Origin of the sequence: Bordetella sputigena (assembly GCF_965137885.1) — a bacterium.
Classification (GTDB): Bacteria; Pseudomonadota; Gammaproteobacteria; order Burkholderiales; family Burkholderiaceae_B; genus Bordetella_C; species Bordetella_C sputigena.
The window spans coordinates 155,102-170,352 of sequence record NZ_CBCSCA010000001.1; the positions used below are offsets into that span (position 1 = coordinate 155,102).

Consider the following 15,251-nt stretch of genomic DNA (forward strand, 5'->3'; position numbering starts at 1 on the left):
CCGCGGGCCGGACATCAAGTCCGGACGCCGCGTTTGTTCACGGCAGCGTGCTTTCCCCGCGCATCAGGTCTTCCAGCGTCTCGCGCTGCCGGATCACATGGAATTGCGCGCCGTCGACCATGACTTCGGCGGGCCGCGGACGGGTGTTGTAGTTGCCCGCCATCACCATGCCATAAGCGCCCGTGGATTCGATGGCCAGGACGTCGCCCCGTTCCACCGCCAGCGCGCGCTGCTTGGCCAGCCAGTCGCCGCTTTCGCATACCGGCCCTACAACGTCGTATTCCTGCGCGGCGCCGGCGCGCGGCCGCACCGGCAGTACGCCATGCCAGGCGTCGTACAGCGTGGGCCGGATCAGATCGTTCATCGCCGCATCGACGATGGCGAAGTTGCGCGCCTCGGCGTGCTTCAGGAACTGCACCGTGGTCAACAGCACGCCCGCATTGCCGACCAGCGAGCGGCCCGGCTCCATGATCAGCTTCAAATGGCCCAGGCCGCGCGCCTCCAGGCGCTCGTATACGCGGCCTAGCAAGGCCGCCGGCCGCAGCGGTGTTTCATCCGTGTAGCGGATGCCCAGGCCGCCGCCCAGGTCCAGGTGTTCGATGCGGATGCCGGCCGCGGCCAGTCCGTCGATCAGATCGAGCAGCTTGTCCAGGGCGTCCAGGTAGGGCGAAACGTCGGTAATCTGCGAGCCGATGTGGCAATCGACACCCGTCACCGCCAGGCCGGGCAGGGAAGCCGCCGTCCGGTAGACCCGGGGCGCATCGGCGATGGCGATGCCGAATTTGTTTTCCTTCAGCCCGGTCGAAATATACGGGTGCGTGCCGGCATCCACGTCGGGATTCACGCGCAGCGAGACGCGGGCGGTTTTGCCCATGGACGTCGCGACATCCGACAGCAGGTGCAGCTCCGCTTCCGATTCCACGTTGAAGCATTTGACGTCCGCTTCAAGCGCCTTGCGCATCTCCCAGGCCTGCTTGCCGACGCCGGAAAACACGATTTTGGCCGGATCGGCGCCGACGGACAGCACACGTTGCAGCTCGCCACCCGACACGATGTCGAAGCCCGACCCCAAACGGGCGAATTCCTTCAGCACGGCCAGGTTGGAGTTCGCCTTCATGCCGTAGCACACAAGGACGTCGCGCTGGCCGATGGCCTCGCGGTAGGATTCCCAGGCGGCCCGCAGGGCCGCGCGCGAATAGACGTACAGCGGCGTGCCCAAGCGCTCGGCCAGCAGTTGCAGCGGCACGTCTTCTGCGTGCAGCGCGCCGTCCCGGTAATGGAAATGCGGGTAGCCGACCGGCTGCGCCGGCGCGGGGATGGGAGCGTTCATCGTTCGGTAGCGGACGGGGGGAAATCGGGAAGCGCGGTGCCCAGGCGAACGCCGGGGGCGGCGCTGAAGTCCAGGGGCGCGATGACCCTGGGAGGCGGCTTGAGCACGGGCGCCTGCGAAGGCGCGATGAGAGGGCCCTTGTAGCCGCAGGCCGTCAGCGACGCGGCTGCGCCCAGCGTAGCTACAATGCGCAGAGCGGTACGGCGGTATGCCGGGTGGGACACTGGGAACTCCGTAATTCTTGCAGACTGGATTATGAACGAAACCGAATTTCTTGCGTTGGCGGAGCAGGTACTCGACCGTATCGAAAGCCAGGCCGACGATTGGGCCGCGTCGCTCGACGTCGATGTGGAGGCCAACCGCAGCGGTAATGTGCTCACCCTGGTGTTCGAGGACGACACCCATGTGGTCGTCAACAGCCAGGCGGCCATGCAGGAGCTGTGGGTGGCGGCGCGTAGCGGGGGTTTCCATTATCGCTACGACGGCCAGCACTGGCTGGATACGCGCGGCGGTCCGCCGCTGCACGATGCCTTGTCGCAGATCTGTTCCGAGGCGGCCGGGGCGCCGATCACCGTCCAGGTCTAGCCTGAGGGCGGGCGGCGCCGGCGCGGGCGGGTGCCCGGCCTCGCCGGCCGCGCCTGGCCGGCTGCACCTCGCCGGCCGCACCTCGCCGGCCGCACCTGACCGGCTGCAGCCGGGGCGCGCCAGGTATCCGCATAGGCCGCCCGAACGCCGCGGCGGCACCTGTTACTGGCCCGGGACGGAGCCCTCGCCGAAGCTGGTCCCCAGGGGCCTGTTTTCGGCGTTGGCCGAACGCAGCGTATTCAACAGATCGCCCAGGCTGTCCGACCCCGGCGCCGGCAGGCCCAGACGGGCCACGGCCTGCCCCGGCGGGAATTCGGAGAAATAGAACTCGCCGTTTTCCACCAGCAAGCCATCCGGCCTGGGGCGCTGTTTCTGTTCCGGCACGCCTTTCAGCATTTCCTGCATGTAGCTCAGCCAGATCGGCAGGGCCGCGCCGCCGCCGGTTTCGCGCGAACCCAGCGACTTGGGCTGGTCGTAGCCCAACCAGGCGGTGGCCTCCAGGCTGGGGGTATAGCCGGAGAACCAGGCATCCACGGATTCGTTGGTCGTGCCGGTCTTGCCGGCGATATCGTTGCGTTTCAGGACCGCCCGCGCGCGCGCCGCGGTACCATAGGTGGCCACGCCGCGCAGCATGTCGTCCATGACGAAGGCCGTGCGCGGGTCGATGGCGCGGGCCGCCGAATCGCCGGCGACCAGCGGCTTGGACTGCATGATGACCTTGCCGCTGCCGTCCGTAACGCGGTCGATCAGATAGGGCGTGATGCGATAGCCGCCGTTGGCGAAGACCGAGTAGGCGCCGGCCAGCTGCAACGGGGTGACGGAACCCGCGCCCAGCGCCAGGGGCAGCACCGCCGGCTGGCGCGACTTGTCGAAGCCGAAGCGCGTCAGGTAATCCTGGCCGTACTGCGGGCCGATGGCCTGCAGAATCCGGATGGAAACCATGTTCTTGGATTTGTACAGGCCCTGGCGCATGGTCAGCATGGGCTCGTACTCATTGCCGTAGTTCTTCGGCGTCCAGGCCTTGGAGCCGGTCTGCGCCGCGCTCATGGCGAAGGGCTGGTCCGAAATCTGGGTGGCCGGCGTCAGGCCGCGCTCCAGGGCGGCGGAATAGATAAAGGGCTTGATGTTGGAGCCCGGCTGGCGCCACGCCTGCGTCACGCGGTTGAAATTGCCGCGGTAGAAGTCGAAACCGCCCACCATGGAGCGGATGCCGCCGTCCTGCGGCGACAGCGAGACGAAGGCGGCCTGCACCGACGGCATGTTCAGGACTTCCCAATCGTTCGGACCGATCTTGTGGATATAGACCACCGAGCCGCGGCGCAGGCGCTGGTCGTCCTTGGCCTTGGGATTCAATGCGCGGGCGACGACGCCCAACACCTTCTTGTCGGTAATGGTGATGATTTCGCGCGAGCTGCGCGCCACCTTGATTTCCGTGGGGCTGGCGGACAGCACCAGGGCGACCAGCAGATCGTCGCTGTCGGAGTACTTGTCCAGCACGCCGTCGAGCACGTCATCCAGGGCCTGCGGATCCTTTTCCACGCCGGCGGGCAGATCCAGCTGCGCTTCCGGCCCCGGGTAAGGCGCGCGGCGCGTGTAGTCGAGCACGCCCTCACGTACCGCGCGATAGGCGGCTTCCTGGTCCTTGGACTGCACCGTGGTGTAGATATTGATGCCGCGTGAATACACGTTGTCCTGGTACACCCCGTACAGCAGCTGGCGCGCCAGTTCGGCCACGTATTCGCCGTGGATGGAATAGCCGCCCGCCGGCGTGCCTTCGGCCGACTTGATGACGATGGGCTGGGCCATGGCTTCCTGGTATTCGGGATCGGTCAGGTAGCCCAGCGTGCGCATGCGCCCCAGTACGTAATGCTGGCGCAGCTCGGCGCGCGGCAGATTGGAAATCGGGTTGAAGCGCGACGGCGCCTTGGGGATGCCGGCCAGCATCGCGGCTTCGGCCGGCGTGATCTGCGACAGCGGTTTGCCGAAGTAGGTGCGCGAGGCGGCGGCGAAACCGTAGGCGCGATGACCCAGATAGATCTGGTTCATATACAGCTCGAGGATCTGGTCCTTGCTGAGGCTGGCCTCGATCTTGAACGTCAGCAGCAGTTCGTAGAACTTGCGGGTATAGGTCTTTTCCGACGACAGGTAGAAGTTACGCGCCACCTGCATGGTGATGGTGCTGGCGCCCTGGGACTTCGACATGTTGACCAGGTTGGTCAGGCCCGCGCGGACCACGCCGGTCCAGTCGATGCCGCCGTGCTGGTAGAAGCGGTCATCTTCGGCGGCCAGGACGGCCGACTTCATGACGTCGGGGATTTCATTGAAGCGCAATACGTTGCGCCGTTCTTCGCCGAATTCACCGATGAGCACCTTGTCGGCCGTAAACACCCGCAGCGGGATGCGCGGACGGTAATCCGTCATCGCGTGCAAGTCGGGCAGATTGGGCCAGGCCAGGGCCAGCGCCATGCCGCCCAGCAGCAAGCCGCAGCCGGCAAGGCCGGCGCAGAAAATGCCTAGCTTGAAGAAAAAACGGACAAAGGGGGAGCCGCTCGAATCGGGCTTTTCTTTCTTGGAAGAAGGAGTCTGGGGCTTGCTCATCGCCGCGATTTTACGGGGAAGCCGGCCGGTCATCTCCGCCGTGCGTGTGGTTTCTGTAACAGCGTGGTTCAGTGTGGCGCGCGGGCAACTGATCCGAATGGGATAATACGTCCCATGAACGCGTCCCAACCCGATTGCACGGTCGCCACGCCGGCCGTCGAATCCGAATCCGAGACTTGCGCCGCCGTGTGCGCGGCGCCGCGCGTCACCCTGCCTTACGACACGCCGATCTTCCTGGTCGGCATGATGGGCGCGGGCAAGACCACGATAGGCCGCTCGCTGGCGCGCGTGCTGGGTCGCGATTTCGTCGATCTGGACCATGAACTGGAATCCCGCTGCGGCGTGCGCGTTCCCGTCATATTCGAGATCGAAGGCGAAGCGGGCTTCCGCAAGCGCGAAGCCGCCGCGCTGGCGCAGTGCGCCACGCGCCGCGGCATCGTGCTGGCCACGGGCGGCGGCGCCATCCTGGCCGCGGAGAACCGCGCCGTGCTGCGCGAGCAGGGCATCGTCGTCTACCTGCGCGCCAGCGTGGACGAGCTGTATCGCCGCACCTGCCGCGACCGCAACCGGCCGCTGCTGGCGACCGCCGATCCGCGCGGCACCTTGCAGGACCTGCTGGCGCGCCGCGAGCCCCTGTACCGCGAGGTCGCGCATCTGATCATCGAAACCGGCTGCGTGCCCGTGAGCACGCTGGTCAAACAGCTGGTGCCCAAGCTGCAAGCCTACGAGAAGCAAGCATGAACGTTGTCGACGTTGCCGTTCCCGGCGCCCGCTATCCCATACGCATCGCGCCCGGCCGGCTCGACCACCTGGATGAAGCCATACCGGGCAACGCGACCGCGATCGCGCTGATCACCAATCCCACGGTGGCCGCGCTGTATGCGGAACGCGCGGAACGCGCGCTGGCCAGGACGGGGCGCAAAGTGGTGCGCATCGAGCTGCCGGACGGCGAGGAACACAAGGACTGGCGCACGCTGAACCAGATTTTCGACGCCTTGCTGTCCAACGGCTTCGATCGCCGCTCCGTGCTGGTCGCGTTGGGCGGCGGCGTGATCGGCGATATGACGGGCTTCGCGGCGGCGGTCTATATGCGCGGCATCCGTTTCGTGCAGGTGCCCACCACGCTGCTGGCGCAGGTGGATTCGTCCGTGGGCGGCAAGACCGGGGTGAACCATCCGCTGGGCAAGAATATGGTGGGGGCATTCCACCAGCCGGTCGCGGTCGAGATCGACACCGACGTGCTGTCGACGCTGCCCGCGCGCGAAGTGTCGGCCGGGCTGGCGGAAGTCATCAAATACGGCATGATCCTGGACGCCGACTTCTGGGCCTGGTGCGAAGCCAACGCCGCGCGGCTGCGTGCCCTGGACCGCGACGTCCTGGGACATGCCATCCAGGTCTCGTGCGAACTCAAGGCCAAGGTGGTGGGGCAGGACGAGCGCGAATCCGGCCTGCGGGCGATTCTGAACCTGGGCCACACCTTTGGCCATGCGATCGAATCCGGCCTGGGCTATGGCGCCTGGCTGCACGGCGAGGCCGTCGGCTGCGGCATGGTGCAGGCCGCGGAATTGTCCGCCGAGGTCGCCGGCCTGCCGCGGGCGGACGTGGCGCGGGTCAGGAAACTGGTGGAAGCCATCGGCTGTCCGACCACGGCGCCGGACCTGGGTACCGACCGCTGGCTGGAGCTGATGCGGGTGGACAAAAAGGCGGAAGGCGGCGAGATCCGCTTCGTCCTGACGCCACGTATCGGCCAGGCCATCATCCAGGGCGCGCCAAAAGATGCCGTGCTCCGGGTGTTGGAACGCACCGTCGCCTGATGCGTACCGGCGATGGTCCGATAGACAGGAATCAACGATCATTGCCCTATGGATACATACGCGGACACACTGGCCCCCTACGCCGCCGATCCCCTGCGCAGCCAAGGCCGCGCGCATGCCGAACCGCCGCCGCAGAATCGCACGGAATTCCAGCGCGATCGCGATCGCATCATCCATTGCACGGCCTTCCGCCGGCTGGAATACAAGACCCAGGTTTTCATCAATCATGAAGGCGATCTGTTCCGCACGCGGCTGACGCACAGCCTTGAAGTGGCGCAGATCGCCCGCACGCTGGCGCGCAGCCTGCGCGTCAACGAGGAGCTGACGGAAGCCATCTCGCTGGCGCATGACCTGGGCCATACGCCCTTCGGCCACGCCGGCCAGGATGAACTGAACGCCTGCATGCACGAGCTGGCGCCGGGCGCCGGGGGCTTCGAGCACAATCTGCAGAGTCTGCGCGTGGTCGACGAGCTGGAAGAACGCTATGCCGCGTTCAATGGCCTGAACCTGTGTTTCGAGACGCGCGAGGGCATACTCAAGCATTGTTCGCTGGCGCACGCGCGGCAGCTGGGCAAGGTGGGCGAGCGCTTTATCCGCCGGCGCCGGCCGTCGCTGGAGGCGCAATTGGCGAACCTGGCCGATGAGATCGCCTACAACAATCACGATATCGACGACGGACTGCGGTCCGGCCTGGTGACGGTCGAGCAGATGCGGCAGGTGCGTATCTTCGCGCGCCATTACGATGGCGTGGCGGCACAATTTGCCGACGTGCCGCAGCGCCGGCTGATCGCGGAAACCATACGCCGCATGATCAATACGCTGATCGTCGACCTGACCACCACGACGGCGGAGCGCATCGCCAGGCATCGTCCCGAAAGCGTGGACGACGTGCGCGAAGCGCCGGCACTGGTGGGGTTTTCGGAAGGCATACGCGCGGAGGCCGACGAACTCAAGCGTTTCCTGTTCGAGAACCTGTACCGGCATTTCCGTGTGATGCGCATGACGTCGAAGGCGCGGCGCATCGTGCGCGACCTCTTCACCGCTTTCCTGGCGGACCCGCGCCTGCTGCCGCCGGATTACCAGCGGCGCGAAGCCCAGCCGCGCGCCATTTCGGATTACATCGCCGGCATGACCGACCGCTACGCCATGCGTGAGCACAAGCGTTTGTTCGATATGTCGTATTGACGTCGCGGCGGGGCCCGGCGGCCCCGTGCCTGCGCGCCCCCGCGCATTCTTGCGCCGACGTCAGTGGGGCGGGGCCGGATTCTCCACGGTGGAGCGCGGGCCATGGCCCGCTTTGGCTGGCGCGGACGCCGCCGGATCCTCCTGCGACTGCAGGCGCGTGCGCAGCCAGCCTCCGCCCAGGATGGCGGCAACGAGCGCGAAGCCAGCGCCGCACAGAAAGGCCAGCTGATATCCCTGGTTCAGCGCGACGGCGGGCTCGGCGCCCGCGGCCGCCGCGGTATGGGCGCGCGCCGCCGCCAGGCTGGCCAGCACCGCCAGGCCTAGCGAACCGCCCATCATGAAGGATGTATTGACGATGCCGGACGCCAGCCCGGATTCACCGGGCCGGACATCGCTCATCGCCGCCAGCAGGACGGGGTTGAAGGCGATGCCGGCGCCCAGGCCCAGCAGCAGCATGCCGGGCAGCACGTGCAGCGCGAAGCTGCCGTGCACGGGCGCGTAGCCGAACAGCGCCAGGCCTATCGCGGCGATCAGCAGCCCGCCACCCAGCGGCAGGCGGATGCCGAAGCGCATGACCAGCCGGGCGGACAGGCCCAGCGAGAACGCCGCCATGATCAGATTGGCCGGCAGAAAGGCGAGACCGATCTCCATGGCGTCGTAGCCCAGCACCAGCTGCAGATACAGCGCCGAAATGAAGAACCAGGCAAACATCGCCGCCGCCCACAAAACCCCGACCACGTTGGACACGGCCAGATTGCGCAGGCGGAACAGGCGCAGCGGCACCAGCGGCGCTCGCACGCGCGCTTCGATGGCCAGGAACAGCGCCAGCAAAATGACCGCCGCCGCCAGCATGGCGACCGATTGGGTCGAGCCCCAACCCGCTTCGTTGCCATTGACCACCGCGTATACGGCCAGCATCAGGGCCGCCGTGATGGTGACCGCGCCGCCCACGTCGAGGGGACCTTCCATGGCCATGCCGCGGCCGCGCGGGATCAGGGCCAGGCATAGCGCATAGACCGCCACGCCTATCGGCAGGTTGACCAGGAAGATCCAGTGCCAGCTGAGCGTGGACGTCAGCAGCCCGCCCAGCAGGACGCCTATGCTGCCGCCGCCGGCGCACACGAAACCGTAGATTCCCATGGCCTTGGCGCGCTCGGCCGCTTCGGTGAACAGGTTCATCACCAGCGACAGGGACACCGCCGAAACGACGGCGCCGCCGAGGCCCTGTACGGCGCGGGCGGCGATCAGGAACTCGCGCGTGTGCGCCAGGCCGCAGGCCAGCGAGGCCACCGTGAACAGCGCCAGGCCCGCCAGGAACATGCGCCGGTGACCGTACAGATCGCCCAGGCGCCCGCCCAGCAGCAGGAAACCGCCGAAGGTCAGCATATAGGCGTTGACCACCCAGACCAGGGACGTTTCAGTGAAGCCCAGGTCGGCGCGGATGGATGGCAGCGCCACATTGACGATGGTGGTGTCCAGCACGATCATCAGCACCCCCAGGCATAGCACCGCCAGGGCGTACCAGCGTTTACGGCCTTCTATGCCGTGTGTCATGTGTCTTCTCCTGTGGTGCGGGTCGCGTCCCGGCCCGGCGGGGCGCTCGGTCGGCCGCACGCCTGCCACGACGATCGGCCCCGCCCGTTTTCGACACGAACGACCGGCGAGACTTTATCTTTGCGTGCGATACGGCTCGTCCGGCGGCAGGAATATGCCTTCCGCCTTGGCGTCGCGGATCCAGGCCTGCATGGCCGGCAGCGACAGGATCGCATCCATGTATTCGCGTACCGGGCCCGCCGCGGCGGTGACGCCGTAGGTGATGAAGCGCGATACCACCGGCGCGAAGAACGCATCGGCGATGGAAAACGCGCCGAACAGGAAGGGGCCGCCCTGGCCGTATTCCGCCCGCGTATCCTGCCAGATGGCCTGCACGCGCGAGATGTCCTGCTGTGCCGCGGGCGTGATGTCTATGCCCGGCAGCAGCGCTTCTATGTTCATCGGCAGGACGTTGCGCAGCGCGCCGAAGCCGCTATGCATCTGCGCCGTCAGCGAGCGCGCGCGGGCGCGGGCCCGCGGATCGGCGGGCCATAGCCGCGCCTGCGGATGGCGTTCGGCCACGTATTCGCAGATGGCCAGCGAATCCCACACGGCGAAATCGCCATCCAGCAGCACCGGGACCGTGCCGGCCGGCGTCAGCGGCGCCAGCCGCGCCGCGAACTCCGGCGTGAACAGCGTCAGTTTTTCTTCCTTGAAAGGAACGCCGCCCACGCTGAGCGCCAGCCAGGGCCGCAGCGACCAGGACGAGTAGTTCTTGTTGCCGATCAGAAGGGTATACATAGGCGCTCCAGGATAATCCGGCTTGTTTTCAGCGGCGTGTCCGCCCTCGCCCCGCGTGGCGATGTCGGCCGAAGTCTACTTGGCTTTCCTGCGCAGTGGCGTCGCGGCGGGCGGTCCCGCGGGGGCCTCGTGCGCCGGCCGCGCCTCCAGCACACGCCGCAGGTAGTGCCCGGTGTGGCTGTCCGCCGTTTGCGCGACGGCTTCCGGCGTGCCCTGCGCCACGACGCGGCCGCCGCCGTCGCCGCCTTCCGGCCCCATGTCGATGATCCAGTCGGCGGTCTTGATGACGTCCAGATTGTGCTCGATGACCAGCACCGTGTTGCCGGCATCGACCAACTGGTTCAAGACCTCCAGCAGCAATTCGATGTCGCGGAAGTGCAGCCCGGTGGTGGGTTCGTCCAGGATATACAGGGTACGCCCGGTACTGCGCCGCGACAGCTCCTGCGAGAGCTTGACGCGCTGCGCTTCGCCGCCCGACAGCGTGGTGGCGCTCTGGCCCAGGCGCAGATAGGACAGGCCCACGTCCATCAGCGTGTGCAGCTTGCGCGAGATGGCCGGCACCGAATCGAAATACTCCAGCGCCTGTTCCACCGTCAGGTCCAGGACTTCGCTGACGTTGCGGCCGCGGTAGCGGATTTCCAGCGTTTCGCGGTTGTAGCGCTTGCCCTGGCAGACGTCACAGGGCACGTACATGTCCGGCAGGAAATGCATTTCCACCTTGACCACGCCGTCGCCCTGGCAGGCCTCGCAGCGGCCGCCCTTGACGTTGAAGCTGAAGCGCCCGGGATCGTAGCCGCGCGCCCGCGCCTCGGGCACGCCGGCGAACAGTTCGCGGATAGGCGTGAACAGCCCCGTGTAGGTCGCCGGATTGCTGCGCGGCGTGCGGCCGATCGGGCTTTGGTCGACGCTGATGATCTTGTCGAAATGCTCTAGCCCTTCCAGCGATACGAAAGGCGCCGGTTCGGCCTGCGCGTGATGCAGCTGGCGCGACACGGCTAACGCCAGCGTGTCGTTGACCAGGGTGGACTTGCCCGAGCCGGACACGCCGGTCACGCACACCAGGCGGCCCGCCGGCACGCGCAAATCGACGTTCTTCAGGTTGTTGCCGCTGGCGCCGGCCACCACCAGCCATGGCAGCTCGTCGTTGACGGGGCGGCGCTCGGGCACCTGGATGGCGCGGCGGCCGCTCAGGTATTGGCCGGTGAGCGATTGCGGATCGTCCTGCACCTGCGCCGGCGTACCCTGCGCCACCACCTGGCCACCGTGCTCGCCGGCGCCGGGTCCCATATCCACCACCCAGTCGGCGGAGCGGATCATGTCTTCGTCGTGCTCGACGACGATGACGCTGTTGCCCAGGTCGCGCAGGTGCTGCAAGGTTCCGATCAGGCGGTCGTTGTCGCGCTGGTGCAGGCCGATGGACGGTTCGTCCAGCACGTACATCACGCCCGTCAGGCCCGAGCCTATCTGGCTGGCCAGCCGGATGCGCTGGGCCTCGCCGCCGGAGATCGTGTCGGCGCTGCGGTCCAGGGACAGGTAGTTCAAGCCCACGTTGTTCAGGAAACTCAGGCGTGCCTCGATTTCGCGCACGATGCGCTGGGCGATCTCCTGCTTGGCGCCGGTCAGCGCCAGCGCCTGGAACCAGTGCAGGCAGTCGGACAGCGGCATGCCTTCCACTTCGTAGATCGCCAGGCCGCGGCGCTCGCTGTCGTCGCGCTTTTCGCCGCCGATCAGCACATGGCGCGCTTCGGCGCGCAGGCGCGAGCCGTGGCATTCCGGGCATACCTTGATATTGCGGTACTTGCCCAGTTCTTCGCGCACGGTGGACGAGTCGGTTTCCTTCCAGCGCCGTTCCAGATTGGGGATGACGCCTTCGAATACATGCCGCTTGACGGTGCTGCGGCCTTTCTCGTTCAGATAGACGAAGGCGATTTCTTCCTCGCCCGAGCCGTACAGCACCTTTTCGCGCACCGGTTCCGGCAGCGCTTCGAAGGGCGCTTCGATGTCGAATTCATAGTGGGCGGCCAGGCTGGTCAGCAGCGAATGCGTGAAGGCATTGCGGCGATCCCAGCCGCGGATGGCGCCCGCCGCCAGGCTCAGCTCCGGAAAGGCCACCACCCGCTTGGGGTCGAAAAAGCCGACCTGGCCGATGCCGTCGCAACTGGGGCAGGCGCCCATGGGATTGTTGAAGCTGAACAGCCGCGGTTCGAGTTCGGGCAGGCTGTGGCTGCATACGGGACAGGCGTAGCGGCTGGAGAAGACGTGTTCGTGTTCGCCGTCCATGTCCAGCGCGACGACGCGGCCGTCGGCCAGCGCCAGCGCGGTCTCGAAGCTTTCCGCCAGGCGTTGCCCGCTTTCGGCGCGCACGCGCAGGCGGTCGATCACGACGTCGATATCGTGCTTTTCGGTTTTCTTCAGGGCCGGCATGCTGTCGATTTCGACCAGTTGCCCATCCACCCGCAGCCGCACATAGCCTTGCGCCTGTAGGCTGGCGATTTCGTCCTCGAACGTGCCCTTGCGGGCGCGCGCCACCGGCGCCAGGATGGCCAGGCGCGTGTCGGCCTGCCAGCCCAGCACCGTGTCGACCATCTGGCTGACGCTTTGCGCCTGCAACGGCAGCCCGTGGATGGGGCAATAGGGCGTGCCGACGCGGGCGAACAGCAGCCGCAGGTAGTCGTGGATTTCGGTGATGGTGCCGACGGTGGAGCGGGGATTATGTCCCGCCGCCTTCTGCTCGATCGAAATCGCGGGGGAGAGCCCCTCGATCAAATCGACATCCGGTTTGTCCATCAGTTGCAGAAACTGCCGTGCATAAGCCGAAAGGCTTTCAACGTATCGGCGCTGGCCTTCCGCGTATAGTGTGTCGAACGCGAGCGAAGACTTGCCCGAACCGGACAGACCCGTCATCACCACCAGTTTCTGCCGCGGCAGATCCAGCGAGACATTCTTCAGGTTGTGGGTGCGAGCACCCCGAATGCGTATCGCGTCCATCGGGTTTAAGCAGTTTCAAAGGCCAACTTGGTACTATAGCGCGCCGAATTCATCCGTGTTCGGGGTCGTGCAAGGCCGGGTTGTGCCAGCCCGCTTATCAAGCGCGTCGCAGCTACCCCGCCACTTCACAACAATCAGATCGCGCGCCAGCAGACCCAGCCCCCCGCATGCCGTCACGCCCCCGCCTTCAGCTGACCCCCATCGAAAGACGCACCAGCATTGCCCTGGCAGGACTGTTTGCCTGTCGTATGTTGGGACTGTTCCTGCTTTTGCCAGTGTTCGCGGTGGCCGCGCGCGGCCTGCCCGGCGGCAACGATCCCGCCAAGGTCGGGCTGGCGATGGGCATCTACGGGCTGACGCAGGCGGTGCTGCAGATACCCTTCGGGCTGGCCTCGGATCGCTGGGGCCGGCGGCCGGTCGTGCTGCTGGGGCTGGTGCTGTTCATCGCGGGCAGCGTGATCTGTGCCCTGTCCCCCAATGTCTTCTGGATCACCATCGGCCGCGCGGTGCAGGGCGCGGGCGCGATTTCCGCCGCCATTACCGCCTGGATCGCCGATGCGACCCGCGATGAGGTGCGCACGCGCGCCATGGCGATGGTGGGCGCGTCCATCGGGGTGTCCTTCGCCGTGTCGCTGGTGGCGGCGCCGCTGCTGACCGGCTGGTGGGGCTTGCCGGGCCTGTTCTGGACCATCGCCTGCCTGGGCGTGCTCAGCTTGGCCGTGGCGCGCTGGTGGGTGCCGGTCGTGCCGCTCAGCGGGAACCGCGCCATGCGCGGCGCCAGCCCGTCCCAGGTGCTGCTGCATGGCGATCTGCTGCGGCTGAACTTCGGCGTGTTCTGCCTGCACCTGATCCAGGTATCGCTGTTCGTGGTCGTGCCGGCCTTGATGGCGAGGCTGGATGGGCTGGACGTGCACGACCTGTGGGAGATCTATCTGCCGGTCATCGTGGCGTCCTTCGTGCTGATGGTGCCGGTGGTGTTCGTGGCCGAGAAATATCGCGCGCACCGCGGCGCGCTGATCGGCGCGGTGGCCGGATTGATCGTGGTGCTGGCGCTGATGCGCTGGGGGCAGGGCAGTTTCCACGCCATGCTGGTGCTGCTGACCTTGTTCTTCGTGATGTTCAATGTGCTGGAGGCGCTGCAGCCGTCGCTGGTGTCGCGCGTGGCGCCGCCCGCGTACAAGGGGTTGGCGCTGGGCTTCTACAACACGTCCCAGGCGGCCGGCCTGTTCTGCGGCGGCGCGCTGGGAGGGATTCTGGCTGCTCATGCGGGACCGGGCGCCGTGTTCCTGACGGTGGCCGGCCTGTCGGCGGTCTGGCTGGCGGCGACCTGGGGCTTGAAACCGCTGGGCTGATACCGGCGCCACCCGGCGCCGCCCGCCATTGCTCGGTGGCCTGCGGTGCGCGACCGTATGCGCGTACCGGTTGTCCGCTTGCGCCGGAGGGGGTGGGTCAGCCGGGCGAGTCGCTTTTGTCCGCCGGCCGTTAAACTACGGCCCGCAGTGCGGTAAGCTTGCCGTATCGTTGCCCAGGCCGGCCGGCGCATTACGGCGCTCCGGTTCGCCCGGCCAGGCACAGCGCGGGACCGCGTCATTCCGATCCGGCGCGACGCAAATTCAAATGAAGTTATTTGCCCATGCACCGTTCCGGGATGGGCAATCTAGGGAAATCAGCACATGGCATCTGTCAATAAAGTCATCCTCGTCGGCAACCTCGGGCGCGATCCCGAAGTGCGCTACAGCCCCGAAGGCAGCGCCATCTGCAATCTGTCCGTCGCCACGACGTCGCAATGGAAGGACAAGGCCTCCGGCGAGCGGCGCGAAGAAACCGAATGGCACCGCGTCGTCATGTACAACCGCCTGGCGGAAATCGCCGGCGAGTATCTCAAGAAAGGCCGCTCGGTCTATATCGAAGGGCGCCTGAAGACGCGCAAGTGGCAGGACAAGGACACCGGCGCCGATCGCTACAGCACCGAAATCGTCGCCGACCAGATGCAAATGCTGGGCGGCCGTGAAGGCGGCGAAGGCGGCGGTTATGGCGGCGGCGGTGGCGGTGGTTACGAGGATGCCCCGCAGCGTCCCCCGCGCCAGCAGGCCCAGCGTCCGGCGCCGCAGCGTCCCGCCGGCCAGCCCGCCGGCGGTGGCGGCGGCGCGGCGAACCTGACGGATATGGACGACGATATTCCGTTCTGAGCCTTGTCGCCTGTTTGCCGGAAAAGCCCCCGCCAGCCTGGCGCCGCGGGGGCTTTTCTTTTCTTTCGTTGCCGGCCTGCGGGACAATCACGGCGGCGCGCGGCCGGCGCCGCGCCGATGCATGCCTCCCGCGTCGTGGGCACCTTGAACCGTAAATCGCCGCGTCACCAGGACGCCGGTAGCATCATCAGCGTCGAATTTTTGTAAAGAAGTGGCCCGTGGAAGGGG

The 15,251-nt window shown here is 66.9% G+C and carries 12 protein-coding genes; 6 read left to right on the forward strand and 6 right to left on the reverse strand.

All coding sequences use genetic code 11. The features are described 5' to 3' along the window. Positions 1-37: 37 nt before the first annotated feature. Together lysA and lptM are read right to left on the reverse strand one after the other, a co-directional pair. On the reverse strand, positions 38-1,330 hold the full coding sequence (gene lysA, locus ACNA0R_RS00760; RefSeq protein WP_415823967.1) for a diaminopimelate decarboxylase: 1,293 nt from the start codon (positions 1,328-1,330) through the stop codon (positions 38-40). After that, positions 1,327-1,554, reverse strand: coding sequence for an LPS translocon maturation chaperone LptM (lptM, locus tag ACNA0R_RS00765; protein WP_415823968.1), 228 nt, complete (start codon positions 1,552-1,554; stop codon positions 1,327-1,329). The genes lysA and lptM overlap by 4 nt, the downstream gene beginning before the upstream one ends. Positions 1,555-1,585: 31 nt before the next feature. Here lptM and cyaY point away from each other — a divergent pair, with 31 nt between their 5' ends. Next, the gene (gene cyaY, locus ACNA0R_RS00770) at positions 1,586-1,915 is read left to right on the forward strand and encodes an iron donor protein CyaY (RefSeq protein ID WP_094849570.1); all 330 of its coding nucleotides are present in this window, start codon (positions 1,586-1,588) and stop codon (positions 1,913-1,915) included. 162 nt (positions 1,916-2,077) lie between these two features. Here cyaY and ACNA0R_RS00775 read toward each other — a convergent pair whose 3' ends face one another. After that, the gene (locus ACNA0R_RS00775; protein ID WP_415823969.1) at positions 2,078-4,513 is read right to left on the reverse strand and encodes a penicillin-binding protein 1A; all 2,436 of its coding nucleotides are present in this window, start codon (positions 4,511-4,513) and stop codon (positions 2,078-2,080) included. A 243-nt stretch (positions 4,514-4,756) separates the two neighbouring features. Between ACNA0R_RS00775 and ACNA0R_RS00780 the strand changes: the two genes are divergently transcribed. The 3 genes from ACNA0R_RS00780 to ACNA0R_RS00790 are packed head-to-tail and all read left to right on the forward strand — an operon-like array spanning position 4,757 to position 7,512. Continuing rightward, on the forward strand, positions 4,757-5,254 hold the full coding sequence (locus tag ACNA0R_RS00780; protein ID WP_415824447.1) for a shikimate kinase: 498 nt from the start codon (positions 4,757-4,759) through the stop codon (positions 5,252-5,254). Then, positions 5,251-6,327, forward strand: coding sequence for a 3-dehydroquinate synthase (aroB, locus tag ACNA0R_RS00785; RefSeq protein ID WP_415823970.1), 1,077 nt, complete (start codon positions 5,251-5,253; stop codon positions 6,325-6,327). Before ACNA0R_RS00780 ends, aroB begins: the two co-directional genes overlap by 4 nt. Positions 6,328-6,375: 48 nt before the next feature. Then, a complete protein-coding gene (locus ACNA0R_RS00790; protein ID WP_415823972.1) occupies positions 6,376-7,512 on the forward strand; it encodes a deoxyguanosinetriphosphate triphosphohydrolase in 1,137 nt (378 codons plus the stop codon). A 60-nt stretch (positions 7,513-7,572) separates the two neighbouring features. Here the strand turns inward: ACNA0R_RS00790 and ACNA0R_RS00795 are convergent, their stop codons facing one another. From ACNA0R_RS00795 to uvrA, 3 genes are all read right to left on the reverse strand, one after another. Beyond that, the gene (locus ACNA0R_RS00795) at positions 7,573-9,066 is read right to left on the reverse strand and encodes a DHA2 family efflux MFS transporter permease subunit (protein ID WP_415823973.1); all 1,494 of its coding nucleotides are present in this window, start codon (positions 9,064-9,066) and stop codon (positions 7,573-7,575) included. A 114-nt stretch (positions 9,067-9,180) separates the two neighbouring features. Next, the gene (locus ACNA0R_RS00800) at positions 9,181-9,846 is read right to left on the reverse strand and encodes a glutathione S-transferase family protein (protein ID WP_415823974.1); all 666 of its coding nucleotides are present in this window, start codon (positions 9,844-9,846) and stop codon (positions 9,181-9,183) included. A 75-nt stretch (positions 9,847-9,921) separates the two neighbouring features. Further along, positions 9,922-12,834 carry an excinuclease ABC subunit UvrA gene (uvrA, locus tag ACNA0R_RS00805; protein WP_415823975.1) on the reverse strand — a complete coding sequence of 971 codons (2,913 nt, stop codon included), beginning with the start codon at positions 12,832-12,834 and terminating at the stop codon, positions 9,922-9,924. A gap of 167 nt (positions 12,835-13,001) precedes the next feature. On the opposite strand from uvrA, the gene ACNA0R_RS00810 reads away from it, so the two are divergent. Next, entirely contained in the window at positions 13,002-14,186 is a 1,185-nt protein-coding gene (locus ACNA0R_RS00810) for an MFS transporter (RefSeq protein WP_415823976.1), read from the forward strand. A gap of 321 nt (positions 14,187-14,507) precedes the next feature. Beyond that, the gene (ssb, locus tag ACNA0R_RS00815) at positions 14,508-15,023 is read left to right on the forward strand and encodes a single-stranded DNA-binding protein (RefSeq protein WP_415823977.1); all 516 of its coding nucleotides are present in this window, start codon (positions 14,508-14,510) and stop codon (positions 15,021-15,023) included. Positions 15,024-15,251: the final 228 nt, after the last annotated feature.

What these genes read in the sequence shown, in the direction of transcription:
- lysA (WP_415823967.1), bottom strand. Translation starts at nt 1,330, where the DNA reads ATGAACGCTCCCATCCCCGCGCCGGCGCAGCCGGTCGGCTACCCGCAT.
- cyaY (WP_094849570.1), top strand. Translation starts at nt 1,586, where the DNA reads ATGAACGAAACCGAATTTCTTGCGTTGGCGGAGCAGGTACTCGACCGT.
- ACNA0R_RS00775 (WP_415823969.1), bottom strand. Translation starts at nt 4,513, where the DNA reads ATGAGCAAGCCCCAGACTCCTTCTTCCAAGAAAGAAAAGCCCGATTCG.
- ACNA0R_RS00780 (WP_415824447.1), top strand. Translation starts at nt 4,757, where the DNA reads ATGATGGGCGCGGGCAAGACCACGATAGGCCGCTCGCTGGCGCGCGTG.
- aroB (WP_415823970.1), top strand. Translation starts at nt 5,251, where the DNA reads ATGAACGTTGTCGACGTTGCCGTTCCCGGCGCCCGCTATCCCATACGC.
- ACNA0R_RS00790 (WP_415823972.1), top strand. Translation starts at nt 6,376, where the DNA reads ATGGATACATACGCGGACACACTGGCCCCCTACGCCGCCGATCCCCTG.
- ACNA0R_RS00795 (WP_415823973.1), bottom strand. Translation starts at nt 9,066, where the DNA reads ATGACACACGGCATAGAAGGCCGTAAACGCTGGTACGCCCTGGCGGTG.
- ACNA0R_RS00800 (WP_415823974.1), bottom strand. Translation starts at nt 9,846, where the DNA reads ATGTATACCCTTCTGATCGGCAACAAGAACTACTCGTCCTGGTCGCTG.
- uvrA (WP_415823975.1), bottom strand. Translation starts at nt 12,834, where the DNA reads ATGGACGCGATACGCATTCGGGGTGCTCGCACCCACAACCTGAAGAAT.
- ACNA0R_RS00810 (WP_415823976.1), top strand. Translation starts at nt 13,002, where the DNA reads ATGCCGTCACGCCCCCGCCTTCAGCTGACCCCCATCGAAAGACGCACC.
- ssb (WP_415823977.1), top strand. Translation starts at nt 14,508, where the DNA reads ATGGCATCTGTCAATAAAGTCATCCTCGTCGGCAACCTCGGGCGCGAT.